The following is a 24610-nucleotide window of genomic DNA, read 5'->3' on the forward strand; positions in this document are numbered from 1 at the left end:
TATTTACATTGTAGCATATGTACGAACAAAAAGTAAGTGCCAGCATGTGCCAGCGCTTACAACCGGATAACGATCAGTCCGCCGATCAAACATAAGAAAGCCGCCCATTGAATTATCGTGAGCCGTTCCTTATAAAGCAGGATGGAGCCCGCGGCAATGACGAGACCGTTCGTCGCGAAGATCGGCGCCGCCAGATTGGCTTGTCCGGTCGCGATGGCGATGGCATACAATTGAAGACCGCCGTAGCTGAATACCCCTGCCAGCAGACCGAGCCGCAAGCCCGTAAGCCGCGCGGCTTTCGATTCCGTCCCGGATTCGCCAGTTGGGATCAAGAACCAGAGCAGCGATAAGCCATATGCGATGAACAGGATCGTCGCGTTCGGCAGGCCGAGCTCGTCGGTTACCTTCAATCCGCCGTTCCGGAATGCGAATAACAGGATGGCCAGCCCGACGAGCAGGAACCACTTTCGTTCCTTGATCGTCATAGGTTCTTTCCGCCTATAAGCAATACATACGACAGCCAACAGTAACAAAGCGATTCCGAAGGCTTGCGCCAAGGAAAGCGGCTCGTCGTAATACCAGGTGGACACGGCCACAACAAGCACGATATTCATATTAGTCAGCGGCGATGTCAGACTGGCAGGTCCATAACGCAAAGCTTCCATGAACAAAGCGTTGCCCCAAGCGGAGCCGGCTCCGATCAATAGACCCGCGGCCCATATTCTCAGATCGCCAAGCCAATGGAAGGTCAGCGTTCCTTCGAACCAAGCATGGATGCCGAAGCCCGCCGCACCCGCCGCATATAAGCCAAGCAGAAGAAAGCGTGTCGCGCCTCCGTTCATCTGGGACACTTTCATCCACCAACCGGCTAAGCCGAACAACGCCGAACTGCCGATGGCTGTCCATAACCACAACATAATCCACGCTCCCGAAATTTGTTACACAATTGAAATGTTGCTGTGACACTCCGATTACATGCCGGGGTTAAGATAGATCCAAGACCCCCTTTTCATATATCGATTGGGACCTGCCGCTGGCGGGTCCACTTTTTTTTGTTCGCAGTAAGAAGCCGGATGCGCGAGGACAATAACGCCCCATGCATCCGGCTAACGATCAATCCGCTTATAAAGGCACATTGATTGGCTGGCGGTTCCGGTAAAACACCCATTGCGAGAATCCGATCTCTTTCAGCCGCTTCGCTACAAGCTCCCATTCGTCTCCGACCCTGCTCGGCACATGGGCGTCGGAGCCGAACGTGACCCTTACCCCGAAGTGGAGCGCTCTCTCCAGAATATCGTCCGATGGGTACCAGCCGCCGACGTCCTTGGTGCTTCCTGACGTATTAATCTCGATCGAAACGCCGCATTCCGCGATGGTGCGCAAACAATCGTCAATCTCCGCGTGGGCGGGGATATCGGAGAAAGCGGGGTAATAGCCCTTCATCGCGTCAATATGGCCGAGAATGTCGAACATGCCGCTCCGCGCCGATTGTTTGATCAGATCGTAGTAGCTCCGTTTCTCCTCCACATGTTTCGACTCGTGAAGGTTCTTCCACCGGTTGCGATTGAAGATGCTGACGCCTCCGACCTGATGGACCGATCCGATCAAATAATCGAAAGGTACGCCTTCGTACGCTTTGCGGTAATCCTCCGCGTACTCGGGAAAGAAGTCCGACTCCATGCCGAGAAGCACTTCGATCCGTCCCTCGTACTTATGCTTCAGGCGGAGCACCTCATCGACGTAATTCGCGAAATCGCTTCTCGCCATCGCGATGCCCGGCGAAGGTTGATCCTTTTCATGGTAGAAGTATGGAGAATGATCCGAGATGCCGATCGCTTGCAGTCCGGCGTCTATGCCGGCGATGATGTAATCTTCGATGTTGCCGTCCGCATGCCCGCATCTGAGATGATGGGTATGTAAATCGAATTTCAATGCAATCACTCCTACTCGCTGCTGATGAATTGATGTTCCGGCATCCCTTTCAGGTCGCTTAGGAATTGCTGCATGGCGGTATTGAGATATTTGCCGGACTTGTAGACGACGCCTACCGGGTGAGTCAATTCAAGCTCATGGACTTTGATCATCTTGAGCGTTCCAAGCTTCAGCTCCGTCAGAATGGACTTCTTGGATACGATGGCCGCGCCTAGATCGATCTCAACCATCCTTTTGATCTCCTCGCTGCTGGACAGCTCCATGACAATATTGGGTTGTATGTTGTACTTGCGGAAGATGGCATCGACGAACCTTCGTCCGAGGGTATCCGGCGCAAGCATGATCATGGGAATATCCTTTAGTTTGTCTACAGTCGTATGCGTCAATCCGCCCATGGGGTGGTCGGGCGATACGACGAGCTCGAACGTGTCGTAATAAAGAACCGATGAGGCAATATTCGGGTTTTTCTCCGTCAGATAGGTGATGCCGACGTCGACGGACCCGTTCTCCACGCTGGTCATGACTTGCGAGGAAGGCATCGTATGAATCGTTGTTTTGATCTGCGGGTATTGGTTCTGGAAATAAGATAATACGCGAGGCAAAATTTGAATCGCGATCGAAGACGTCGTCCCGAGCAATATATGGCCTTGCGGCGTCTGCTGCAAATCATCCAGCTTCTGCTTAAGCTCTTCCACGATTGACAGGATCCGCTCCGCATGCTCGAGGAAAACCTGGCCATGGTCGGTAAGCGTCACTGGCTGGTTGCGGTCGATCAATACGGTTTTGAATTCGTCCTCCAGACTCTTGATCTGAGCGGAGACCGCCGGTTGCGTCAGGTTAAGCAGCTCCCCTGCCTTGCGAAAGCTCATCGTCTTGGAAATGGTAAGCAACGTTTCCAGCTGACTCATGTTCATGTCCAGTTATTCCCCCTCTCGACAGTGCCGAACGAACACTAGCCATACCATCATTATAGCTAATAACGCCAATGAGGGCAAAATAGGAAATCATTTCGCCGTAAACAAAAAAAGCTCTGCAGCGAAGCTGCTAGAGCCATTCTTTTTTGCGAAAAATGTAGAACATTCCGAAGCCGAGCATCAGCATGAACGCGAGCAGGATATAGGCGCCCAACCTGTAGTGAAGGCCGGGAATATCGTCGAAGTTCATTCCGTAGATGCCGGTCAGGAATGTGAGCGGCATGAAGATCGTCGTAATCGCGGTGAACACGCGCATGATTTCGTTCGCGCGGCTGGACAGGCTGGACTGGTAGGCTTCTCGCAAGTTGCCCATCAGGTCGCGGTAAGTCTCGAACGATTCCGCGATCTTCAGCGCGTTCTCGTAGACGTCGCTGAAATATTTCTGCAGCTGGTCGTCGATCAGCTTAAGCTCCTTCTTGTTGAGCGTGAAGATTACCTCGCGCTGAGGCCCGAGCACCTTCTTCACCCAAAGAATTTCGCCGCGAAGACCGATGATTTCGTTTAGATGCGACTTCTTGGTATGCATCAGAATATCTTCTTCAAGCGTCTCGATCCGATTGTCGATCCGGTCGCCGACGGAGAAATAGCTGTCGACGACGAGGTCGACAAGATAATACAGAAACTGATCGGGACGGCACACTTCTTGCTCCCATAGAATCGGCTTCAGCGTGCGCAGCTCGTTGATTTTTTGCTTCGTGACGGTGATGATGTAATGGCGGCCGAGGAAGATGTTCAGCGCGCGAAGGAAAATTTCCTCGTCGTCGAACCGGATGCTATTGATGACGATAAAATAATGCGGTTCGTAAATTTCGATTTTGGGCCGTTGTTCTTCTTCCTGCATGCAATCCTCGACGGCGAGGTCATGCATGCCGAACAGCGGCTGCAATACGGCAAGGTCTTCCACATCGGCATCGATCCAGTAGAAGCCTTCGGCAGGCTGGACCAACGTTTCCTCGATATTTTCCACCGCTGTAAAGATGCCGTTTTTTACATGTCTGATTTTCATAGGCAGTTTCTCCTCTCGTGTTGCAGGAGACGGGCTGGCGCCCAGGACGGGGCAGCGGCTCTTCGCTGTGCCTTACATTCCGCTAAGCTTTATGTGGATGACGGAGCGTACGGGTATTCGAAGGGGCATTGCTTCGCTTGGGACATCCTGCCAGCGTCCATGCTGGATATCGGGTCGGGCTCAGGTCTATCGCCTTCCATGATCCGCATACACTCCTTTATTTTGTCGAATATAAGTCCAATCCTTGTCTAGTATACTCCTGCCGCCGACGAACATTCAAGGACAAATATGTCGACGTTCTTGCCTGATTGGCTGCTGGATATTATCTTATGCAAAAGAGGTTCTTGACGGGAATAACGGAATGCATTAAAGTGTAAATTAATTAAGCAAGCAACAATTGAATAGACTACTTTCTTATCAAGAGCAGGCGGAGGGACTAGCCCGATGAAGCCCGGCAACCGGCGTAATAAGCACGGTGCTAATTCTTGCGGAAACAGCGATGTTTCTGAGAGATGAGAGAGGCGGACGGCTTCTTTTCCGAGCAGACGACCTTTTCTCATGCAGAAGGGGTCTTTTTTATTGCTTAACACCAAGGAGGAATCGATATGCCGATCAAAGTGCCAGACAACCTGCCAGCCAAAGAAATACTGAACAACGAGAACATCTTCGTCATGGACGAAAGCGTCGCTTACCACCAGGATATTCGTCCGCTGCGGATCGCGATATTGAATTTGATGCCGACCAAAGAAACGACGGAGACGCAGCTTCTTCGCCTCATCGGCAATACGCCGCTGCAGGTGGAGGTCGTGCTGCTGCACCCGCGCACGCATACGTCGAAGAACACGTCGGCGGAACATCTCGAGTCTTTCTACAAGACGTTCGACGAGATCGCGCATCTGTATTTCGACGGGATGATCATTACGGGCGCACCGGTCGAGCATTTGCCGTTCGAAGAAGTGAACTACTGGGATGAATTGAAGGAAATCATGGACTGGACGAAACGCCACGTCACTTCGACCTTCCATATATGTTGGGCCTCCCAAGCGGGTTTATACCATCACTTCGGCGTGCCGAAATATAATCTCGATGCCAAAATGTTCGGCGTGTTCCCCCATACGGTCGAGAAAAGGAACGTGCCTCTCCTTCGCGGCTTCGATGAAATGTTTTTCGTACCGCAATCGCGCCACACGGAAGTGCGCCGGGAGGATATCATAGGAAACGAGAAGCTGGACATTTTGTCCGAATCCGATGATTCCGGCATTTATATCGTCGCTTCGCGCGACGGCAGACAGATTTTCGTGACGGGACATTCCGAATACGATCCGACTTCATTAAAGTACGAATACGACCGCGATGTATCTAAAGGGATGGAGATCGAGCTGCCTCGAAATTATTTCCCGGGCGATAATCCGGATCGGATTCCGCTGTCCACATGGAGAGCGCACGCGAATCTGCTTTTCTCCAATTGGCTCAATTATTACGTGTACCAGCAAACGCCATACGAGCTGGGCGCGGGTATTTAACGGTCGAAACCGTGGCGCTCTCGGGAGCGTCCGGCTTCGTTTGCTTCATTTATAGAAGGTTATTCTATCCGACAGTTTAAGGAGTTGCGACGAACAGATGAAAATCGAAAGTCAATTGGCACAAATCGGCTCAGTTAAAGAGCCCGTAACGGGTGCGGTCAGCTTCCCAGTCTATCAGGCGACTGCGTTCCGTCACCCGAAGCTTGGACAGAGCACGGGATTCGATTACGCTCGCACGAAGAGCCCTACCCGTTCAGTGCTGGAAGAAGCGGCAGCGCAGCTGGAATCCGGCGATGCGGCATTCGCGTGCAGCTCTGGCATGGCAGCTTTGCAGACGATCTTCGCTTATTTCAGCCAAGGCGACCACTTGATCGTGTCGCTCGATCTATATGGCGGAACATACCGCCTGCTGGAAAGAATCATGTCGAGATTCGGCGTTACGGCTTCCTATGTCGATACGAATGACATTGACGGCATGTCGTCGCTTCTGCAAGCGAACACCAAAGCGGTGCTCATCGAAACGCCGACCAATCCGCTCATGATGATCACAGATTTGGAACGCGTTTGCGGCTGGGCGAAGTCCAAAGGTCTCCTGACGATCGTGGATAACACGCTTTTGACGCCATACTTGCAGCGTCCGATCGAACTGGGCGCGGATATCGTCATCCATAGTGCGACCAAATATTTGGGCGGACACAACGATGTGCTTGCCGGCCTGATCGTTACGAAAGGCGAAGAGCTGTCGAAGGAAATGGCTATCCTCCATAACTCGATCGGCGCCGTCCTGGGTCCGCAGGATTCCTGGCTCCTGATGAGAGGAATGAAGACGCTCGCGCTGCGCATGGAGCGCCATCAATACAACGCAACGAAGATCGCAGAATATTTGCTCGAACATCCGGCAATCGAAGAAGTGTATTACCCAGCTCTGTCACATCATCCGGGCCACGAGATTCAGAACCGCCAATCGTCCGGCAACACCGGCATCTTCTCGTTCCGCTTGAAGGATGCGCGATACGTCGAGCCGATTCTCCGCCATATTAAGCTGATCGCGTTCGCGGAGAGCTTGGGCGGCGTCGAGTCGCTGATGACTTATCCGGCCATGCAGACGCATGCGGACATTCCGGAAGAAATCCGCAGAGCCGTCGGCGTGGACGAGCGCCTGCTTCGGTTCTCCGTCGGCATCGAACATGTTGACGATCTGATTGCCGATCTGGAACAAGCGCTTGCGGCTGCGAAGGAAGAGCTGGAAGCTTAAAGGCAGATTCTTGGAGCAGGAACAGGAATGAAGGTTGAAACGACAATTTTACCTCCGCACGCGGCCGCTCGATTCCGATTGGCCGTCGCGGAGGTTTTTTGTTGGCGGCGGAATGGCTGGGAATTGCGTGAACTTTCGTTATTTTGACAAATTGGGCAATCGGTGACGGATGACTAGCTGAATGATTCTATGGTAGGATTAGTACAAATGGAGCAACAGTAAGGAGGTCTCGGATGAGTACAATAGACCGAATATTGGACAAAGCTTTGCGCGGCGAGCGTATCGAGCTGGAGGAAGGCATGGAGCTGCTCGCTTCCGATCAAATCGAGAAGATGGGCCATGCTGCAAATCAAGTTATGCTGAAACGCCATCCCGAGCCAGTCACCACGTTCGTGGTGGGACGGAATGTCAATTATACGAACGTCTGCGACGTATACTGCCGGTTCTGCGCTTTCTACCGGGCGCCCGGTTCCAAGGAAGGGTATGTTCTTGATGACGAAGTTATCTTGAACAAGATTCAAGAGACAGTCGATGTCGGCGGCACAGAAATATTGATGCAAGGCGGCACGAACCCGAATTTGCCGTTTACGTATTATACCGATTTGCTTCGCAAAATCAAGGCGCGGTTCCCGAACATTACGATGCATTCCTTCTCTCCGGCGGAGATTCAGAAGATGAAGGTCGTTTCAGAGGGACTGTCGCTCGACGAGGTTGTTGCACAGCTTCACGAAGCCGGGCTCGATTCATTGCCGGGCGGTGGCGCGGAGATTCTGGACGACCGTACCCGCCGCAAGATTAGCCGCATGAAGGGTTCGTGGACGGACTGGATGGATGTCATGAATTCCGCCCATCGGCACGGAATGAACACGACGGCAACGATGGTTTACGGACTGGGCGAAACAATCGAGGAGCGCGCGCTTCATATGCTGCGCATTCGCGACGAACAAGATAAAGTAAAAGTATTAGGGTATCCTTCCCCGGGTTTCCTTGCGTTCATCTCTTGGCCGTTCCAGCCTGACAACACGAATTTGAAGCTGGAGAAAGCGAAGCCTGAGGAGTATCTGCGCATCGTGGCGGCGAGCCGCATCATGCTCGACAATATTCCGAACTTCCAATCTTCCTGGGTGACGATGGGGCCGGAGATGGGCAAGCTGTCCTTGTCTTACGGCTGCAACGACTTCGGAAGCACGATGATCGAAGAAAATGTCGTATCGGCGGCGGGCACCACGCATAAAGTGAATATCGAGCTGATTCTGCAGCTGATCCGCGAAGCAGGCAAGGTGCCGGCTCAGCGGGATACGAAATACAATATTTTGCGCATGTTCAACGAAACGGACAAAGCGGACAAAGATTTTGTCATGCAGAATTAACTTGAACGAATCTATTAGTTGTGAGACGTAACGACCTTATCCTATTTAATCATCAAAACCGGCTAGCCTTCCATAGGTTTGCCGGTTTTTTGCATGGGTATCGTTGCGCAAGATGGCGGCGAAACGTATGTAGCGCCTCAAAAAGGGGACATGTCAGCCGTTCACCTTGCTGGCCTGTATTCCGAGAAGGTAACTAACGGACACGGGCGCCGCTTTTCGGATGAAAACGGATTATGCAATTTCTAACGGAAACAGGAGCGCTTATATGGATGAAAACAGGCTTATGCAATTTCTAACGGAATTGGTGGCTGTTATTGGCCTAGGAAATTAGGTTTTTGGGTAGATTTCGGTGCGATAGCGGCTGAGGTTTCCGTTAGACTTGAAAAAGTCGAAAAAACAGGCGAATAGCGGCTGTGGTTTCCGTTAGCGTCGGGGATAAACAACGCTCTTTCGAACTTTATGGGTGCTGTGATTAGGTTTTCTACTCTTTTCGTTACATAATGCGAAGAAGGGGCCAAGGGGAGCGGTGAGCGGTGGAGGATGGGGGGAATGGTCGGAGGAGTTTACGTCCGCCTTTAAACGTTGTATTCCAACCACTATATTAATTCTGAGGAATGCAATGTTTAACAGCGGCCGCAGGCCATCCCCCATCCGTAACCGCGTCTCCGCCCCCAAATGCCAACGTCTCCATTGTATATTTAGCGGCCGCAGGCCATCCCCCATCCGTAACCGCGCCCCCGCCCTCCACATCCCAACGTCTCCATTATATAGCGGCCGCAGGCCACCCCCCATCCGTAACCGCGCTCCCAGCCCCCACGATTTCGTCTCCTGCTCATGCCAATGTCTTCTTTGTATATCCCGCGGCCGTGGACCATATACTGTAACGGAAGGAAAGGGGTGAGCGCATGGACTTGTTCACAGTGTCATTGCCTGCAAGTCTTCATGATTCCATCGAGCAGCTGCAATCGCTGCTCACGGAGCATACAAACGAGGATTTACATAATTACGCCCATGCGGATGCGGCTTCCGGCGGGATCGCGAGATACGATCTTCGCGATGGAGCGATTCAGTGCCAGGCGATACTTCCAGGGTTTCAGTTGAAGTTTCACGGAGGACTTGTCTATAAATCCGCATCGCGAGCGATAGCCGAATTCGTTATGCAAAGACTTGAATCCAAGCTGCTGTCCGCGATCGTTAACCGTAAATACAAAAACAATCCGTCGATGGATACGGCCGTTATTGAGCAATATTGTCATGAGTTGCTGCACGGCAAGGATTGGGAGGGACTTGGCGGCAAGTTTCACGAAGCGGACCGCATTCGCCGTAGGGGCAAAATAGCCGAGGATTTGGAACATTACTTGCAAGAGCAAACGGAGCTAAATCTAGAGGGCTTCACGACCTTTCGCTTGCATGCCTACCGAAGCGAGCTGGCGGAGATCGTGGAGTACGCGCTGGACGAATACGTGCTCGACAAGCAGTATCAGGAATTTATTTCGCTGCTCAAATATTTTGTCCAAATGCAGGAATCCAAAGTTCCGCTCGTCCATCTGCTGCATAAAGGCGGACCTGATTTTGCGATGTATAATGAAAGCTTCCAGACGCTTGAGCATAAGCCGCCGGCCGACCGGATCGTAGCGGAAATGCTGGAGACGGAAATGAATATCGAGGATATGGTGATTAGCTCGCTTATCTCGGTTTCGCCGAAGCAAATCACGATCCATACCAGACAGCCGGAGCTGCAAGTCATTCGTACGATCGAGACGATCTTCGACGGCCGGGTTAACGTATGCGTGCAATGTTCGTCCTGCGCGAGCACGCTGGATGAATGGATTCAGCCTTAAAACTTAGCGTCTTGGGCTTGACCCGAAGGACGCGCCGTTCTATAATGACGACATACACTAACGCAACAGCAACGACAGATGACATGTATCCGTCAAGGCGCTTGAACCAGAGAGAGGAAACCTCGGCTGAAATTTCCTTCCTGACGCGGTCGGATATACCCCATCTATAGCTGTACGGTTGAACCTCCCATGGCCTTGCAATATGACGCGATGTGGAAGCCAGTAAGCCGTACCGGATATCTCCGTTACCAGATCATACGAGGACTTTGTCGCAAGCGGACTTAAGATAGAACGCTTGAGGCCGGACAGTCGAAGTAGGGTGGAACCACGAGAACAAGCACTCGTCCCTTATGCGGGACGCAGTGCTTTTTTTGCGCGTTCCGAAGACTCTGCTTGATCATATACTCGAAGCGAAAGGAAGTTGGAAATGAGCATCAAAGTAACATTGCCGGACGGCGCGGTACGTGAATATGAGGCAGGCACAACAATCGAAGATATCGCCGGATCCATCAGCTCCGGACTTAAGAAGAACGCGATTGCAGGCAAGATCGACGGGAAAGTGGTCGACATCTACGCGAAAGTCGAGAAGGATTCGGCAATCGAGATCGTTACGCTGGACGGCGCGGATGGCCTTGAGGTGTACCGCCACAGCACGGCGCATCTGCTCGCGCAGGCGCTGAAGCGCATCTACGGCAACCAAACGGTGAAGCTCGGAATCGGACCGGTCATCGAGGACGGCTTCTATTACGACATCGATATGGAACAGCCCCTTTCGTCAGAAGACCTGGCGGGTATCGAGAAAGAAATGAACAAAATAGCGAACGAGAACTTGGATATTCGCCGCCGCGTCGTCAGCCGCGAAGAAGCGCTTGCCATCTTCACGGAACTGGAGGACAACCTGAAGCTCGAGCTGATCCGCGACTTGCCGGAGGAGGCCGAGATTACGCTCTACGATCAGGGCGAGTTTTTCGACCTGTGCCGCGGACCGCATCTTCCGTCCACGGGCCGAATCAAGGCGTTTAAGCTGCTTAGCGTGGCGGGCGCCTATTGGCGCGGCGATTCAAAGAACAAGATGCTGCAGCGTATTTACGGAACGGCTTTCCCTAAGAAAGCGCAACTCGACGAGCATCTTCATTTCCTGGAAGAAGCAAAGAAACGCGATCACCGCAAGCTCGGCCGCGAGTTGAAGATGTTCACGTTCTCGCGCGAGGTCGGTCAAGGCTTGCCGCTCTGGCTGCCGAACGGCTCCAAGGTTCGCAGAACGATGGAACGTTACATCGTGGATTTGGAAGAAAGCCTCGGCTACCAGCATGTCTATACGCCGGTGCTCGCCAACGTAGAGCTATACAAGATTTCCGGCCACTGGGAGCATTACAGCGAAGATATGTTCCCGCTCATGGCGCTAGATAACGAGGAGCTGGTGCTGCGTCCGATGAACTGCCCGCATCATATGATGGTGTTCAAGAGCGACATGCGCAGCTACCGCGACTTGCCGATCCGAATCGCCGAGATGGGGACGATGCACCGTTACGAAATGTCGGGCGCACTCACCGGCTTGCACCGCGTTCGCGCGATGACGCTGAATGATGCTCATATTTTCTGCCGTCCGGATCAGATCAAGGAAGAATTCGCGCGCGTCGTGAACCTGATTCGCAAAGTCTACGAGGATTTTGGCATCAAGGAATACCGCTTCCGCCTGTCGTACCGCGATCCGAAGGACACGGAGAAATATTTCCAAAACGATGAAATGTGGGAAATGTCGCAGCGCATGCTGCGCGAGGTTGTAGAAGAGCTGGAACTTCCGTTCTTCGAGGCGGAAGGCGAAGCGGCATTCTACGGACCGAAGCTGGACGTGCAGATTAAGACGGCGCTGGGCAAGGAAGAGACATTGTCGACGGCGCAGCTGGACTTCCTGCTACCCGAGCGGTTCGAGCTCGAGTATGTCGGCGACGACGGCAAGAAACACCGTCCGGTTGTTATCCACCGCGGAATTATTAGCACGATGGAGCGGATGACGGCGTTCCTGCTTGAGAACTTCGCGGGCGCGCTTCCGCTTTGGCTCTCGCCGGTTCAAGCGAAGGTCATTCCGGTATCGACGGCCTACGAGGCATACGCGCGCGAGGTGGCGGAACAGCTTCAGCTCGGCGGCGTTCGGGTCGAGAGCGACCTGCGCAACGAGAAACTCGGCTATAAGATCCGCGAAGCGCAATTGGAGAAAATTCCTTATATGCTAGTCGTAGGCGATAACGAGATGCAGGCGGGTGCGGTATCGGTCCGCAAACGCGGGGAAGGCGATATCGGAACGATGCCGACTTCCGAGCTGATCGGATTGCTGAAAGGCCAGATCGCGTCCAAAGAGTGAGAAATCCTTTATCGAGGCCATTTCAGGATGAGCGACTGACGTACCGCGCATAAAGCTTGTGCCATCGGGGCAATCTTCTTTCTGAGGAGGAAAGTGCCCTGATGGTTACAAGCTTTTTTCTATTTGCGATGAGATCCTTGTTCATATGGTTAGCCGCGTGTTTGGCTTATCTGTCAATTGCCATGACGACTGGAGCAAGCGTCTCGGCTAATCGGGCGCCGGAGCAAATCGAGGTCGTCGCTACCGGCTACACGGCTGGAGTGGAATCGACCGGCAAACGTCCTGGCCATCCCGGATACGGCATCACTTATTCTGGCGTGAAGGTGCGAAGGGATCAAGTGTCCACGATCGCGGCCGATCCCAAGCTGTTCCCGATCGGCACGCTTCTTTATATACCGGGTTACGGCTATGGAGTCGTAGCGGATACGGGATCCGCGATCAAAGGAAACCGGATCGACCTGTACTTCGAAACGATAAAGGAAGTGTACGAGCAGTGGGGCAAGCGCAAGGTCAGCGTCCAAGTGCTCAGGAAAGGCAAAGGAAAGCTGACGGAGTCCTGGCTGCGCAACATTAACCAAGCCGTACAAGTAGGTAAGCCGATTCCGCAATCGTATCTGGAATCGTAACGGTCTGCATAGTTTGAGGCGGCCTAGCCATACTAAACTTGGACGGGGAGGTGATTAACAATGGCTAAAAACAAAAACAATAAAGCCGCTCAAAACAACAAGTTCAATGCCGAATTCGCGGAAGAGTTCAACCAGAACAACGCTGCGAGCAACCAAGCTGCGAACCAAAAAGCGAATCAACAAAACCAACAAAATCAACAATAATACGGTCACCGATAGCATGATGATCGAAGAGAGAGGAGCCATAGCGGCTCCTCTTTTCATTTGTCGAAATCTGGGATATAATGTAGGGAAATTTTACATCCCCATTATTCGACGAAAGCACGGTGACGGAACATGCGAACGGCCAGATGGTTCAACCGAAACGCGAACGACGTAACGCCAGACGAAACGAAGCAGGAACGAATGAATCAGTTGTTGAACGAGTCCGTTGTCATATCCGATCAACTGAAAGCTGCGGTTGACGAGGTGGACGGTACGATCGGACATTTATCGGCGATCGCTGACGCATCCCACTCCCAAGAGCAGAAGCTAAGGCACTCCAGCTCGCTTGCGATGAGCCGAATCGAAGAAACGTTCTCCTCCCTGCAGGAAGTGGCGGCGGCGGCCGAGCAGATCAGCGGCGCATCGGCGCACTTGAACGAGAAAAGCAAGGAGACAAAAGAAGTCGTGCTCGACGTTTGCCGTTCGCTGATCGATACCGATGAGGCGATGAACGAGCTCAAGCGGCAAAACGAAACGATGGAACGCCATATTTTGGAACTCATACAGCATACATCTCAAATAAACGAAATCAATGCCCTCATTCATGAGATCGTATCGCAGACGTCGCTTCTCGCACTCAACGCTTCCATCGAGGCGGCGCATGCAGGCGAATACGGACGCGGCTTCTCGGTCGTCGCATCGCAGATCAAGAAGCTGGCGGAGCAAAGCGCGAATGCCGTCAAACGTTCGACCGGCATGGTCGAGCAGATCGAAGGCGGGGTAAGGCTCGTCGTGGATGCGGTCGGCAAGGAGAAGCTTTCGGTAGAGCGGAGCGTCTCGGAGATGGCCGTCAACAAGGAGAGGATGGATGCCATCTTCACCAAGATTACCGAGGTCGACGAGCTTGTTAGCCAGACGGCGGCAGCCAGCAGCGAACAAACGGATCATATGAACGGCACGACCGCCATGCTGAAGGATGTCGTGGATTCCGTCAACGAAACGATACATAGCGTCGACGAGACGCTCTTGATGGCGAACAAGCAGCGCGAGCAGATTAACAAGCTCAGCCGGGTTAGAGTTAATCTCGGACGCTCTTCTTCGGAGCTGTCGAAGGCGGTCGATCAAGTCGGCGTGAAACGGAACGCGAACGAAGCCAAAGGCAATGTTGCCGCGCTGCGTGAGTGGCTCATGGCCGCGGCGGCCGATCCGGAGCTCACGACGCTCGATGAAGTCGCGCACGGCCGCAAGCTTGCCGCTATGTTAAGCTCGAAGCCTGATATCGAGGCGATCTGGTCGAATCGCGCGGACGGTTCGTTTTTGATTTCGCTTCCCGAGGCCGGGCTGTTGAACGCGAAGAGCAGGGAATGGTGGAAACGGGCGATGGCGGGCCAACCGTTCCAATCCGAGGCGTACGTGTCCGCGATTACGAAGCAGCTTTGTTTGACGATCTCCGTGCCGATTCGCGATGCCGAGGGACAAGTCGTCGGCGTCATCGGAGCGGATATATCCATTCGATAAACCATGCAATCATAAATGGCGCATTTAGCCGTCGCAGCCATAGGCTCGGCGGCTCTTTTTTGTTAGGAAGCATGCTCCTTCCAGCCGGTGGCAGCATCTCGGTCTCTAGACGGAGGCAAAGTTCAACCGGCCGTCCCTACTTGTTCGAGGGCGGAATGCGCTATACTGGATTTACAAAGAATTAAACCATGCTGATTGTGTAAGGAGTTGTGCGGAATGAACGGAAATTTCGCCGGCCGGTTGTTTACCGGCTTGATCGTCATTACGGTAGGTTTGTTTTTCCTGCTGCGTCAATTAGGCGTTAGCCCATTCGAAAGCATTAGCATCGGCGAGCTGTTCTCGACATACTGGCCGTGCATATTAATGTATTTCGGCGTCGCCCAGCTGCTTAGCGGCCGCTTTCATGGCGGCTCTGGCTGGTGGGGAGCGGTTATGCTGCTCATCGGCTTCGTGTTTCTCGGCAACAACCTGGAATGGTTCACTTGGTCGATTGGCGATATCGTGCCGTTCCTCATACCCATCGTCATCATTATCGTAGGTTTAAGAATGATCTGGAAACCGAGCAAGCCGCAGCACAAGGCGCCTCCCGCGGATGAGTGGAAGTCTTATCGCCCATACGACAAGGAATCGGCGGATGTTCCGCCAGCGCCACCTCTTCATCCGGATCCGACGGCGCCGGGTGGCGGGGAAGACGCATATAAGCGAGTAGACGGAACTGATCCGAATTACGAAAGCGGCCATATCGGCAATGAAGAGGATGAGGATGACGATCATGACGGCCGAATGCATGCGAACAAACAACGTCGGAAGAAAGGCGGCTCGGATCATGGCCGCGGCGGGCATGTGGAGTGGTGGAATCATAATGATCCGAAAGTGATGAACCGCTCCGGGTTTATCGGCGACATTCACATGGGTCAGGATTATTGGGAGCTGAAGCCGCTTAACATCTCGCATTTCATCGGCGATACGGTGCTCGATTTGACGAAAGCCGAGATTCCGTACGGTGAGACGAAGGTCAACATTTCCTCTTTCATCGGCGATGTGAAGATCTATGTGCCGAACGATTACGATCTGGGCATCCAAGTCGTTTCCAGCGCTTTTATCGGCGACGTGAAGGTGCTCGGTCAGAAGGAAGGCGGCCTGTTCACGAACGTGAATACGACGTCGCCGAGATATTCGGATTCGGACAAAAAAATCAAGCTTATCGTCAGCACCTTTATCGGCGATACTCGCGTCATAAAAGTGGGGTGACGATACCGTTATGATGGTTCGGTTCTTGCGAAGCGGCAAGTGGGAGCTGGTCGGCATGTTCGTCCTCGCTTCCGTCGTTTCGGTACTGCTGGCGTTTCTATTCTGGAACATGATGCAGGAGCATTTCGGTTACGCGGAACTAAAAATAGGATCGGGAGTCATCGTGCTGCTGGTGAGCGCCGGATTCGGCTATTGGGCCGCGCAGCGGTTCGGCCAGCGGCTCGATTCGTTGTTTCTTGCCATCAAGCAAGCGGTAAACGGCAATTATGAGGTGCGGATCACGGAGAACGGCACGAATTCGTTTGGACCGCTTTATCGGGAATTCAACGAGCTCGCCAAAAACATGGAAGAGAAGATGAAGCTGCTCCAGCAGCTCGGCGAAGAGAAAGTGCTGACGGATTCGGCATCGAACGAAGCGGCCGTATTAGAGGAGAGGAAGCGAATGGCGCGTGATCTTCACGACACGGTCAGCCAACAGCTGTTCGCCATTCATATGTGCGCATCCTCCCTGCCGAAGCTTCAGGAAGTGGACGAGGCGAGGGCGGCATCCGTGCTGGACCAGTTGATCCAAATGTCGAATCTGGCGCAGAAGCAAATGCGCAACTTCATCGCGCAGCTTCGTCCGATGGAGCTTGAAGGCAAGACGCTGCAGGAGGCGCTGGACAAGTGGTTTCCCGACTTTTGCCGGCAGAACAAGCTGCAAGGCGTGCTGGAATGGCGCTTGAACGAACAGCTGAGCGAGGCGAAGGAGCAACAGCTGTTCCTAATCGTGCAGGAAGCGATGGCGAACGTCGTGAAGCATGCCAAGGCGGACGGCTGCACGTTAACGTTAACGGATACGGAGCGACAGGTCGTCATGATGTTGTCCGATGACGGCGCCGGCTTCAAGGCGGACGAAGTACGCCGAGGTTCATACGGCTTGTCGACGATGCAGGAGCGGGCGCAGAAGCTGGGCGGCACGGCAGAGATCATCAGCAAGCTGGGAAGCGGGACGAGGGTCAGAGTCACCATACCGAAAATTTACCGGGGAGAGCAAAATCGATGAGCGCAGCGGGAAACATAAGAGTGATGATCGTAGACGATCACGATATGGTTCGGATCGGCCTCCGCACGTATTTGATGCTGGAGCCGAAGTTTGAAGTCATCGCGGAAGCGAAGAGCGGCGCCGACGCGATCAGGCAGTTGGAAGCGTTCAGTGAAGAAGAGCGGCCGCATATTATTTTGATGGATTTGATGATGCCCGAGATGGACGGCATCGAAGCGACACGTACGATCATGTCGAATCATCCTTCGATGAAGATCGTCATGCTGACGAGTTTCCTTGAAGATGACAAGGTGTACGGGGCGATCGAAGCGGGTGCGGTCAGTTACGTATTAAAAACCGTATCCGCCGAAGAGCTGATCTACGCGATCAACGGAGCGTTCAAGGGCATGCCGGTTATGACGGCCGACGTGTCGCAGGCGCTTACGAGAGGTCTTCGCCAGAGGACTGCGCAATCCGGCGACGAGGAACTGACGGAGCGGGAGAAGGAAGTGCTGCTGCTGATCGCGGACGGACAATCCAACAAGGAAATCGCCGAGGAGCTTCATATCAGCATCAAGACGGTCAAAACCCATGTGAGCAACCTGCTTATGAAGTGCGAGCTCGAAGATCGTACGCAGCTGGCCGTGCTTGCGCACCGCAAAGGTTGGGCGAATCGCACATAAGCGCACAGTCGACGGGATATACTACTCTCTAGCATAAACCAAATGATGGAGGGTTAGGCATGATACCGATCTCATCAAGCGTGGAAGGCCAAGAGAAAAAGTTTACGGAAGTGCAAGTGCTGCTGCAAGAACGGCAATTCTCGCTCGGCGGCAATTGGGACTATGACGGAGGTACGTTCGATCGGGCGCTCGATGGAGAGAACAAGGTTTGGCTTCGGATTCCGTTCCGGGTGACCGATGGCAACATCGACAGCGAGCTTTCGGAGAATAACGCCCAGATCCAATTCGGCCAGCCGTTCGTTCTCAAACATTTGTATAATGAGGGGAACGATCCGGAAGCTTCCGTACGGTTCGTCGGCGCCATGTTCGATCAGTTTCAATCGCCCGTCGATCCTGATGCCAAGGTCGAGCGGCGCTGGGTGGAACGAGGCGAAGCGGTCATGCGGGAAGTCGAGAACGCGATTCCTTTCTAACCACCAGCGAACATACGCAATGAACCGATAACGAACTCTCCATAGCCGATATGGAGAGTTTTTTATGTTAGATTAAATTCCTTTTAAGTTTGTTTTAAAAGAAATTCGATGTGTAGTCAGCATTTATAAGGGGTATTGCCCACAAGTTGCCCACAAACTGTTTAAAACTCGCCGAGCAGCGCATCGAGCTTATCGACGTTTGCCCGACGTCTTGTCTCTGTAACGTGATAATAGACGCGCTTGGTCATTTCATCAGATGCATGTCCGAGCTGTTTCTGGATATCCTCCAGGGTGACCTCTGCTTCCGCGCTGAGGCTTGTAAACGTGTGTCGCAATCCGTGAGCCGTTATAAGCTTGCGGGGGATGCCTGCGGCCTCTAACGCTTCTTCAAGCATATCGTTGATTTTTGATTGTCTTAGTGGGTAACCAGGTAAGTGTGAAGTTGGCATAACAAAAGCAAATTCGCGTTCAGTATGGTACTTGGATCCGGACAGCAGCCGGAATGCTTTGAGGTCACGGAGCTGAGCATCAAATACATCGGCGACACGCCTGCTGATGTCGATTGTGCGTCGGGATTCTTTTGTCTTTGGTGGACCAATCTCATAATGCCGCAGACCTCGTTTTTCATACAGAGTGGCGGCGATCTTTACTGTTAGCTTTTTCGTATCAATTCGCACCGGCTCAAGCGCTCCAAGCTCTCCGATACGCATGCCGGTGTGTGCCAAGATAAACACCGTCCGGCTAAATTGCCGCCAGCCGAAAGCATCTCTTGGCCGTTCAGCTTCTGCCGCTTTGTCCTTTGCGGCACGGATTACTGCAAGCAGCTGGTCCTTTTCGAGAAATTTAGGAACTTCATCAATATCCTCGTCCGTTTCTTCTTCCTTCGGAAGGATGGCTCCAGCAGCAGGGTTTGAGCCTATCTGACCGCGCTTGACAGCATCGTCGAGAAGAACATGGTGCTGAACATGTCGCTCTACCAGTTCGAGCGGTTTAAGCAGCTAGGTGTGCCGGTGGCGCTGACTCGTAACAGCGACGTCACACTCGAGCCAAATCTGCGCACGACGCTGGTCAAGAACAGCGGGGCGAAGTACTGCATCTCGAACCACATTAACGCGGCCCCAGCGGCGACGGCGGCGGGCGCCGAGGTCATTCACAGCGTCTACAACGACGGGAAGCTTGCCAAAGTTTTTGCGAAATCTCTCACGGCAGCGGGACAAACACTCCGACCGACGGCTACTTATAGTCGGAAGAACGACGGAGGCAGCGATTACTACTTTATGCACCGGAACACCGGCACCGTCGGAACGAATATCATCGAATACGGCTTCTGCTCGAATGCTGCAGATGCTGCCCGACTGCTCGCGAACTGGAAGAAATACGCGGAGGTGGTCGTAAAAGCTTACTGTGAATTCACCGGCCGCAAGTATACGGATCCGGTTGATCCGGATCCCGTGACGCCACCGGCGGAAACGGTGGAGGGCTTCAAGGATATCGCCGGGCATTGGGCGGTGGACTTGATCGTAAAGGCCAAGAAGGCTGGAGTGATGAACGGCGTCGCCGACGATCGTTTTGCGCCTGATGAGCCGGTCACGCGTGCGCAGCTGGCCGTCATGCTTGATCGGCTCGGATTACTAGACAAGGGGGTGAAATAGAAGATGGAAAACGAAATCATCCAATATATAGTATCTGAAGCGCTGGTGCTCATGCCGGTGCTTTTTATTTTTGGCCTGTTGCTAAAAAACACGCCGAAAGTCGCTGACTGGACCATCCCTTGGGTGCTGCTCGTCGTCGGCGTCGTCGGTGGCTACAGGGATCGGTGCAGGGCGTCCTCGTTACCGGCGTTACGGTACTGACGCATCAGCTCGCGAAGCAAACCATTAATAAGCAATAGACACGAATAAGTAATTTGGCAATATGTGGTAGCGGTAAAGCCCGAAGATGACATCGTGGGGTTGCGTTTGAAATTTCATTTTTAATTTTGAATTCTTCAAAATAGTTTGTTCACAAAAAAGACGCATTTGTAATGTAACTACTTCCATATTTAAGGTGTTATTGAATTAGAGCTGGCCAGCTTAAATTGATACAAATAAGGGAGTAGTGAGAGTTTTGAAGAAGATTATAAGTCTAATGTTAACCATCGCAATTTTATTTGTAACTGCAACAGCATCAGTTGGTGCAGATGCTAGTATTCCAACTAACATTCCACCAACGATTCCAGCAGAGGGCATTACAAAAGATTACTTGAAAGATTTTACAAAATCATTTAACAAGGAATATTTAAATGAAAACCCTGAATTTGCTGCTGCTCTGAATGAACTCAAAAAACTATTGCAAACTGAAGAAACAGATGTAAGAATTATTGAAAAACAACTTCTCCAAACTGAGTCGATGAAAAAGTTAGCTATGGAACTAGGTGATACTGAAACACTTACGCTTTCTGCTATGAATTCACCGGAAAGTCAGGAACAATTAAAAAGAATTGATGACCTCGCCCAGGAATTTTACAAACAGTATGAATTGACTGGAATTTTACCGGAGACTACTATTAATCAAGAAGTACTTGCTGTTGCCGAGGATAGAGAGTATGGAAATGATGATGTTTACAGTGTGTCCACAGGTGATGCTGTTATAGCTCTTTCAACTGTAGGAGTTGTTGAAACAGAGGCAAGATTGGCTACTAGGCTTGTTACTTTAGGTGCACTCTCGACTCTAGATGGCCCCTTACCAGTAGCAGACTTAATTTGTCTTGTTGTTGGGATATCTTTACTATGGCACCATACGGCAACTAAACTTAGCAGTAACAGTACAGCAGTATCTAATCAGATTGGAACATATTACGGATCACAAGCAAAAACGAAAGCTATAGGAGTAATGATTGGCTCTGCCACCATCACTGCTCAAGTTAAGCAAGGATGGAACCATTTTGTGGCATATTTATTTCCTGTGAAACCAGGGGGGATAACATTAGGTAGAAATATGACTTTTGTAGATGCAGCAGAACATCTTAAAAAAAATCTCGATGTATGGTCTATCGGCAAAAATACAGCTAAAACATTAGCTGCCAATATTTCATACGGAACTGGACCGTATGATGAAGTTCATAATACTAACGGTTGGTTTATGAACCGTCCACATTGGCATGCAAGAGTGCTTGGTGTAAGAGTAGGCGGACATTCCTTCTGGTAAAAAAAAATTTAAAATATACCAACCCCAGCGTACAACGTGCGCTGGGGAATTTATTGGAGGTGTGATTTATGTGTTATTTTTTATATGTCGCTACAAAAGACGAGATTTCTGAAGGCTTAGTCGAACTGTATCAACAAGACCATAATATCTATTTTGACAAGGTTAATGAGTATCTAAAAATAAATGTTTCGAATCAATATTATCTTATACACCGACAATGTTCTTGTGATTTTATACGTACGAGTGATAATAGTTACAATGAAATATCTGCATTATTCAATATCTTGAGCAAACCATTTGAAATTATCTTACTTGATAAAAGTAATTTTCCTGATGTTGAATTAGACGATGTAATTATAAATGATACATTAACGGAAGAGCTTTCGCTGAATAAATTTTTGATGTTATACCCTGATAAGCTAGTTAGTTCAAGAAAATATATCGTTGGTATTTAATATTATTGTTGCCGTTGGGCGATCAAGGAATGCTTCAATGCTGTGGTGACGTGGGACAAGGTTGACCAAACAGTTAACAATGATAAATAACGATCAAGCCCGCCGACCGTAATGGTTAGCGGGCTTTTATTGTAAGTATTGGGAATTAATTATTGCACTTTGAACCAAATGCCGCCTGTGCCATCATAATCACGTCCAAATGCTAGTACTGGCGTATCACCTTTCTCGACTAAGTAAGCGGCCCATCCTTCATCGGAAGCACCTTCATATAACGAAACATTAAATTCAGGTTCAGGAGTTACGATGCTCTCCTTTGCATAATCCTTTCCACTCGAGGAAACCAAGTCGAAGTCATAATAACTTACTTGTACCGCTTTATCTTCGATGATATTCTTCAATACCTTGAAGTTGATTTTTACAAGAAGGTACTCGTACCCCTCCGGAGGTGCCTCGTTGAACATGTTAGCATCGTACACCATCTCCCAAGCTTCTTCACCTCTGATAGATTCTGTGATTGTCGCTTCGGCAGTATATTTACCTGAGAATTCGTCATAATCGAATTTTACTTTCGTATTCAAAGGTGCGGGATTTTTACGTGAGAATCCAACCGCTTCTGTTGGCTTCTGCCCAGCTTCCACTGCAGAGGCACCTTCTCCTAGCCAGACGGTATTGTTTTTTCCGTCCCAGCCTACTTCGACTCCGAGGGCATCGCCAGCAGTCCGGATAGGAAGGTATGTAGTACCGTTGTATGTGATTGCATAGACATTCTTGCCACTCGCGTCCTTCGGAGTCCAGTCCTTCCCATCTACCTTGAACTTAAGACCCAGGTTTAGATTTGCTTTGATCGCTTGCAAATTCGTTGCGCCGTATGCGCCAGCTGCGGCAGAAGTAAGCATGAGGGCCCCCGCGGCCAATGTGATGAGCAGTTTCTTCTTCAAGTCTAGTTCCTCCTCAATTGGGTAAATTCTCCTACCAGTCTACTACAAACTACCAAACTTTCCTATTGATTTTTTGTCCTTTAATTCGTTGAAAACCAATTGCCAGCTACTTCAATTAATGGTTTTGTGTCATCTGTTCGAACAGCAAAGACAGCCCATCCAGTATGCTGTGCCCCCTCATACAATTCTTTGTAAACTTCCCCTTCCGTTACTAAGAAGACTGGATCGTATTTAACTCCATTTTCAGATACCAATGAAAATGTATTACTATTAACTGACAATGGATCGCCCGACTTTGATTTGTCTGCACGAACCGTTATTTCAGCAAGCATATATTCATGTCCCGCTGCCGGTGCAGGGTTATATTCATTCCATTTCGTAACCAACTTTTGTGCTTCATCACCGCGGATGGATTTATTAACTGTTATAGATAAATCAAATCGCTGCTTCCCTGCTCCTGTTAAAGCAAAGTATTGTTCGACAGAAAAAATGTGGCTTTGGCCAAGATTTATAGGATCTCTCCTTGTTCCGTCTGGCGTTTTATCTTGTTGGGTTACAGCTTGGTTGGAAGCTACCTCATTGCTCTCAGTATCTACAAACGTGAATATAGCAACAATTAGTATCACGAAGAGCAAAATAACTCCGCCGATGGATGCTGCGATAATTGTAATTACCTTTGCTGCTGTAGACCGGACCTTTAGAACTTGTGGTGGGTAAGCTGTGCTTAGCAACCAGTTGCCGCATCGAATGCAATTCTTGTTCGATGGACTATTATGTGATTTACATGCAGGGCAAACATAGACTAGTTTGCTCAATTTAATTCCTCCTTGAGGTTGGTTAATTTTCACTTATTAGTCTACTACATACTTCCAGCACTTCATAATTGCTTAGTTTTTTTCTAGTATTAATGTACTAGACAAACTGCATTCGGTTGAGTTATCTTTATGGAAAATGGTGGATTGGGGTGCAAAGTTGAAAAAAATAGTTCTTGGATTTATTCTTGGATTTGGTATGTGTCTCACAGTCACGGTTTCAGCAGAATCAGCAAAGGAATTTATATTAACAAACCTAAAGTTCCCAGTTTTTTTAAATGGATCTGAATATGTAAATAATGATTTACCTTTTATGAACTATAAGGGTAACACTTATGTACCGTTGAAAATTACTGGTGAAATCTTAGGGACACGGGTTAATTGGAATGAGGAGCACAGGAGAGTAGAGATTGGAACGCCCGTTCAAAACGACAAGCTAGAAATCATTCAGAACTATAAGAGACAAAATATAAATGCCATTGATTTTCAAGGTGAGATATTTGTTTCATTCAGCCGATATTTAGATGAATATACTGGTGGAAGGCAGTACTTTACCTATGATGCAGACAAAAAGGAGTTGATTGCTAAGCACGTTGGGAAATCTATTGTCATAAATGATGGAGCTATAACTGGTTCTCAGGGTTTTATTCATTACGGTACTACATACGTTAAAGAAAGCGTTATTAATGAAATTTTAGATTTGATTAAAATGGAAAGTGAAAAGTTGGCCGAGAAAGAAGAGTATCAAAAACTCAAAAATTACTTTAAAGTGGACAATAAAACTCTCTTGCCGGGCAATACTACTGTGAGCGTAACTTCTGCATTCTCTAGTAATAATCAGTCTGTACTTGATGATGTAGCTGAATTAATTAATCAATTAGGTGATGATGCACAATTGTTATTTGAATTTTATGCACAAGAGATTCAGAAGCAAAATCCCCAGTATGGTTTGCAAATTAACTTTTTTATTCTTGGCGACCGAGTACATGATATCGGAATTGTCCAAATAGATGCGAATGGGGTTATTAAGAATTCCAATATTGTAAATAAAGTAGATGTTAGCAAAGTAAATTTAAACTAAATTAATTCCAAAGCCCACTAACTTTAATGATGGTGGGCTTGTTTTTAAAGGGATGTAGTATCAAGACACTGAAGCAAGGCGCGCGGCATTGAGAAG

24 protein-coding genes and 1 riboswitch are annotated in these 24610 nt (G+C 50.4%); of the genes, 17 read left to right on the forward strand and 7 right to left on the reverse strand.

Translation table 11 applies throughout. The features are described 5' to 3' along the window. Nucleotides 1–56: 56 nt before the first annotated feature. The 4 genes from RB620_RS10720 to corA all read right to left on the reverse strand — a co-directional run bounded on the left by RB620_RS10720 (nt 57) and on the right by corA (nt 3912). Entirely contained in the window at nt 57–917 is an 861-nt protein-coding gene (locus tag RB620_RS10720) for an EamA family transporter (RefSeq protein WP_308094149.1), read from the reverse strand. A 205-nt stretch (nt 918–1122) separates the two neighbouring features. Next, a complete protein-coding gene (locus RB620_RS10725; RefSeq protein WP_308094151.1) occupies nt 1123–1932 on the reverse strand; it encodes a histidinol-phosphatase in 810 nt (269 codons plus the stop codon). Between the two features lie 11 nt (nt 1933–1943). Then, nucleotides 1944–2846, reverse strand: coding sequence for a LysR family transcriptional regulator (locus RB620_RS10730; RefSeq protein WP_308094153.1), 903 nt, complete (start codon nt 2844–2846; stop codon nt 1944–1946). Nucleotides 2847–2976: 130 nt separating this feature from the next. Then, the gene (gene corA, locus RB620_RS10735; RefSeq protein WP_308094156.1) at nt 2977–3912 is read right to left on the reverse strand and encodes a magnesium/cobalt transporter CorA; all 936 of its coding nucleotides are present in this window, start codon (nt 3910–3912) and stop codon (nt 2977–2979) included. 411 nt (nt 3913–4323) lie between these two features. Further along, nucleotides 4324–4431, forward strand: a riboswitch (SAM riboswitch). 86 nt (nt 4432–4517) lie between these two features. On the opposite strand from corA, the gene metA reads away from it, so the two are divergent. The 12 genes from metA to RB620_RS10795 all read left to right on the forward strand — a co-directional run bounded on the left by metA (nt 4518) and on the right by RB620_RS10795 (nt 18042). Next, the gene (gene metA / locus RB620_RS10740) at nt 4518–5435 is read left to right on the forward strand and encodes a homoserine O-acetyltransferase MetA (RefSeq protein ID WP_308094158.1); all 918 of its coding nucleotides are present in this window, start codon (nt 4518–4520) and stop codon (nt 5433–5435) included. Nucleotides 5436–5532: 97 nt separating this feature from the next. Continuing rightward, nucleotides 5533–6690: an aminotransferase class I/II-fold pyridoxal phosphate-dependent enzyme gene (locus tag RB620_RS10745; protein ID WP_308094160.1), complete on the forward strand. Its 1158-nt coding sequence runs from the start codon at nt 5533–5535 to the stop codon at nt 6688–6690. Between the two features lie 233 nt (nt 6691–6923). Then, nucleotides 6924–8060 (forward strand): cyclic dehypoxanthinyl futalosine synthase, encoded by a 1137-nt coding sequence (gene mqnC, locus RB620_RS10750; RefSeq protein ID WP_308094161.1) that lies wholly within the window; start codon nt 6924–6926, stop codon nt 8058–8060. Between the two features lie 905 nt (nt 8061–8965). Next, nucleotides 8966–9901, forward strand: a complete 936-nt coding sequence (locus RB620_RS10755) for a putative sporulation protein YtxC (RefSeq protein WP_308094162.1) — start codon at nt 8966–8968, stop codon at nt 9899–9901. Between the two features lie 427 nt (nt 9902–10328). Further along, nucleotides 10329–12263, forward strand: coding sequence for a threonine--tRNA ligase (thrS, locus tag RB620_RS10760; protein ID WP_308094164.1), 1935 nt, complete (start codon nt 10329–10331; stop codon nt 12261–12263). A 128-nt stretch (nt 12264–12391) separates the two neighbouring features. Then, on the forward strand, nt 12392–12889 hold the full coding sequence (locus RB620_RS10765) for a 3D domain-containing protein (RefSeq protein WP_374121395.1): 498 nt from the start codon (nt 12392–12394) through the stop codon (nt 12887–12889). A 60-nt stretch (nt 12890–12949) separates the two neighbouring features. Beyond that, on the forward strand, nt 12950–13093 hold the full coding sequence (locus RB620_RS10770) for a hypothetical protein (protein WP_308094168.1): 144 nt from the start codon (nt 12950–12952) through the stop codon (nt 13091–13093). Between the two features lie 132 nt (nt 13094–13225). Further along, nucleotides 13226–14611: a methyl-accepting chemotaxis protein gene (locus RB620_RS10775; protein ID WP_308094170.1), complete on the forward strand. Its 1386-nt coding sequence runs from the start codon at nt 13226–13228 to the stop codon at nt 14609–14611. 216 nt (nt 14612–14827) lie between these two features. Then, nucleotides 14828–15862, forward strand: a complete 1035-nt coding sequence (gene liaF, locus RB620_RS10780; protein ID WP_308094172.1) for a cell wall-active antibiotics response protein LiaF — start codon at nt 14828–14830, stop codon at nt 15860–15862. Nucleotides 15863–15872: 10 nt separating this feature from the next. Beyond that, on the forward strand, nt 15873–16907 hold the full coding sequence (locus tag RB620_RS10785) for a sensor histidine kinase (protein ID WP_308094174.1): 1035 nt from the start codon (nt 15873–15875) through the stop codon (nt 16905–16907). Further along, a complete protein-coding gene (locus RB620_RS10790; protein ID WP_308094176.1) occupies nt 16904–17569 on the forward strand; it encodes a response regulator in 666 nt (221 codons plus the stop codon). Before RB620_RS10785 ends, RB620_RS10790 begins: the two co-directional genes overlap by 4 nt. Nucleotides 17570–17628: 59 nt before the next feature. Continuing rightward, on the forward strand, nt 17629–18042 hold the full coding sequence (locus tag RB620_RS10795) for a YugN family protein (RefSeq protein WP_308094178.1): 414 nt from the start codon (nt 17629–17631) through the stop codon (nt 18040–18042). A gap of 161 nt (nt 18043–18203) precedes the next feature. On the opposite strand, the gene RB620_RS10800 is transcribed toward RB620_RS10795, so the two are convergent. Further along, on the reverse strand, nt 18204–19040 hold the full coding sequence (locus tag RB620_RS10800) for a tyrosine-type recombinase/integrase (RefSeq protein ID WP_308094262.1): 837 nt from the start codon (nt 19038–19040) through the stop codon (nt 18204–18206). Here RB620_RS10800 and RB620_RS10805 point away from each other — a divergent pair. The 4 genes from RB620_RS10805 (at nt 18981) to RB620_RS10820 (ending at nt 21683) form a co-directional block, all read left to right on the forward strand. Next, nucleotides 18981–19694, forward strand: coding sequence for an N-acetylmuramoyl-L-alanine amidase (locus tag RB620_RS10805; protein WP_308094263.1), 714 nt, complete (start codon nt 18981–18983; stop codon nt 19692–19694). The genes RB620_RS10800 and RB620_RS10805 overlap by 60 nt on opposite strands. 3 nt (nt 19695–19697) lie before the next feature. Beyond that, entirely contained in the window at nt 19698–19895 is a 198-nt protein-coding gene (locus RB620_RS10810) for a phage holin family protein (RefSeq protein WP_308094180.1), read from the forward strand. A 253-nt stretch (nt 19896–20148) separates the two neighbouring features. Continuing rightward, nucleotides 20149–21228 carry a hypothetical protein gene (locus RB620_RS10815; protein ID WP_308094182.1) on the forward strand — a complete coding sequence of 360 codons (1080 nt, stop codon included), beginning with the start codon at nt 20149–20151 and terminating at the stop codon, nt 21226–21228. A 68-nt stretch (nt 21229–21296) separates the two neighbouring features. After that, complete coding sequence (locus RB620_RS10820) at nt 21297–21683, forward strand: hypothetical protein (protein WP_308094184.1); 387 nt, start codon at nt 21297–21299, stop codon at nt 21681–21683. Between the two features lie 149 nt (nt 21684–21832). Here RB620_RS10820 and RB620_RS10825 read toward each other — a convergent pair whose 3' ends face one another. Together RB620_RS10825 and RB620_RS10830 are read right to left on the reverse strand one after the other, a co-directional pair. Further along, nucleotides 21833–22621 (reverse strand): stalk domain-containing protein, encoded by a 789-nt coding sequence (locus RB620_RS10825; protein WP_308094186.1) that lies wholly within the window; start codon nt 22619–22621, stop codon nt 21833–21835. 80 nt (nt 22622–22701) lie between these two features. Beyond that, on the reverse strand, nt 22702–23436 hold the full coding sequence (locus tag RB620_RS10830) for a DUF4352 domain-containing protein (RefSeq protein ID WP_308094188.1): 735 nt from the start codon (nt 23434–23436) through the stop codon (nt 22702–22704). Nucleotides 23437–23593: 157 nt separating this feature from the next. Here RB620_RS10830 and RB620_RS10835 point away from each other — a divergent pair, with 157 nt between their 5' ends. Then, nucleotides 23594–24514, forward strand: coding sequence for a stalk domain-containing protein (locus RB620_RS10835; RefSeq protein WP_308094191.1), 921 nt, complete (start codon nt 23594–23596; stop codon nt 24512–24514). The last annotated feature ends 96 nt before the right edge of the window (nt 24515–24610 follow it).

This window comes from Paenibacillus sp. LHD-117 (assembly GCF_030929555.1).
Classification (GTDB): Bacteria; Bacillota; Bacilli; order Paenibacillales; family Paenibacillaceae; genus Pristimantibacillus.

Excerpts from the sequence above, each read along its gene's own strand:
- RB620_RS10720 (WP_308094149.1), bottom strand. The coding sequence starts at position 917 with ATGTTGTGGTTATGGACAGCCATCGGCAGTTCGGCGTTGTTCGGCTTA.
- RB620_RS10730 (WP_308094153.1), bottom strand. The coding sequence starts at position 2,846 with ATGAACATGAGTCAGCTGGAAACGTTGCTTACCATTTCCAAGACGATG.
- corA (WP_308094156.1), bottom strand. The coding sequence starts at position 3,912 with ATGAAAATCAGACATGTAAAAAACGGCATCTTTACAGCGGTGGAAAAT.
- metA (WP_308094158.1), top strand. The coding sequence starts at position 4,518 with ATGCCGATCAAAGTGCCAGACAACCTGCCAGCCAAAGAAATACTGAAC.
- RB620_RS10745 (WP_308094160.1), top strand. The coding sequence starts at position 5,533 with ATGAAAATCGAAAGTCAATTGGCACAAATCGGCTCAGTTAAAGAGCCC.
- mqnC (WP_308094161.1), top strand. The coding sequence starts at position 6,924 with ATGAGTACAATAGACCGAATATTGGACAAAGCTTTGCGCGGCGAGCGT.
- RB620_RS10755 (WP_308094162.1), top strand. The coding sequence starts at position 8,966 with ATGGACTTGTTCACAGTGTCATTGCCTGCAAGTCTTCATGATTCCATC.
- thrS (WP_308094164.1), top strand. The coding sequence starts at position 10,329 with ATGAGCATCAAAGTAACATTGCCGGACGGCGCGGTACGTGAATATGAG.
- RB620_RS10765 (WP_374121395.1), top strand. The coding sequence starts at position 12,392 with ATGAGATCCTTGTTCATATGGTTAGCCGCGTGTTTGGCTTATCTGTCA.
- RB620_RS10770 (WP_308094168.1), top strand. The coding sequence starts at position 12,950 with ATGGCTAAAAACAAAAACAATAAAGCCGCTCAAAACAACAAGTTCAAT.
- RB620_RS10775 (WP_308094170.1), top strand. The coding sequence starts at position 13,226 with ATGCGAACGGCCAGATGGTTCAACCGAAACGCGAACGACGTAACGCCA.
- liaF (WP_308094172.1), top strand. The coding sequence starts at position 14,828 with ATGAACGGAAATTTCGCCGGCCGGTTGTTTACCGGCTTGATCGTCATT.
- RB620_RS10785 (WP_308094174.1), top strand. The coding sequence starts at position 15,873 with ATGATGGTTCGGTTCTTGCGAAGCGGCAAGTGGGAGCTGGTCGGCATG.
- RB620_RS10790 (WP_308094176.1), top strand. The coding sequence starts at position 16,904 with ATGAGCGCAGCGGGAAACATAAGAGTGATGATCGTAGACGATCACGAT.
- RB620_RS10795 (WP_308094178.1), top strand. The coding sequence starts at position 17,629 with ATGATACCGATCTCATCAAGCGTGGAAGGCCAAGAGAAAAAGTTTACG.
- RB620_RS10810 (WP_308094180.1), top strand. The coding sequence starts at position 19,698 with ATGGAAAACGAAATCATCCAATATATAGTATCTGAAGCGCTGGTGCTC.
- RB620_RS10820 (WP_308094184.1), top strand. The coding sequence starts at position 21,297 with ATGTGTTATTTTTTATATGTCGCTACAAAAGACGAGATTTCTGAAGGC.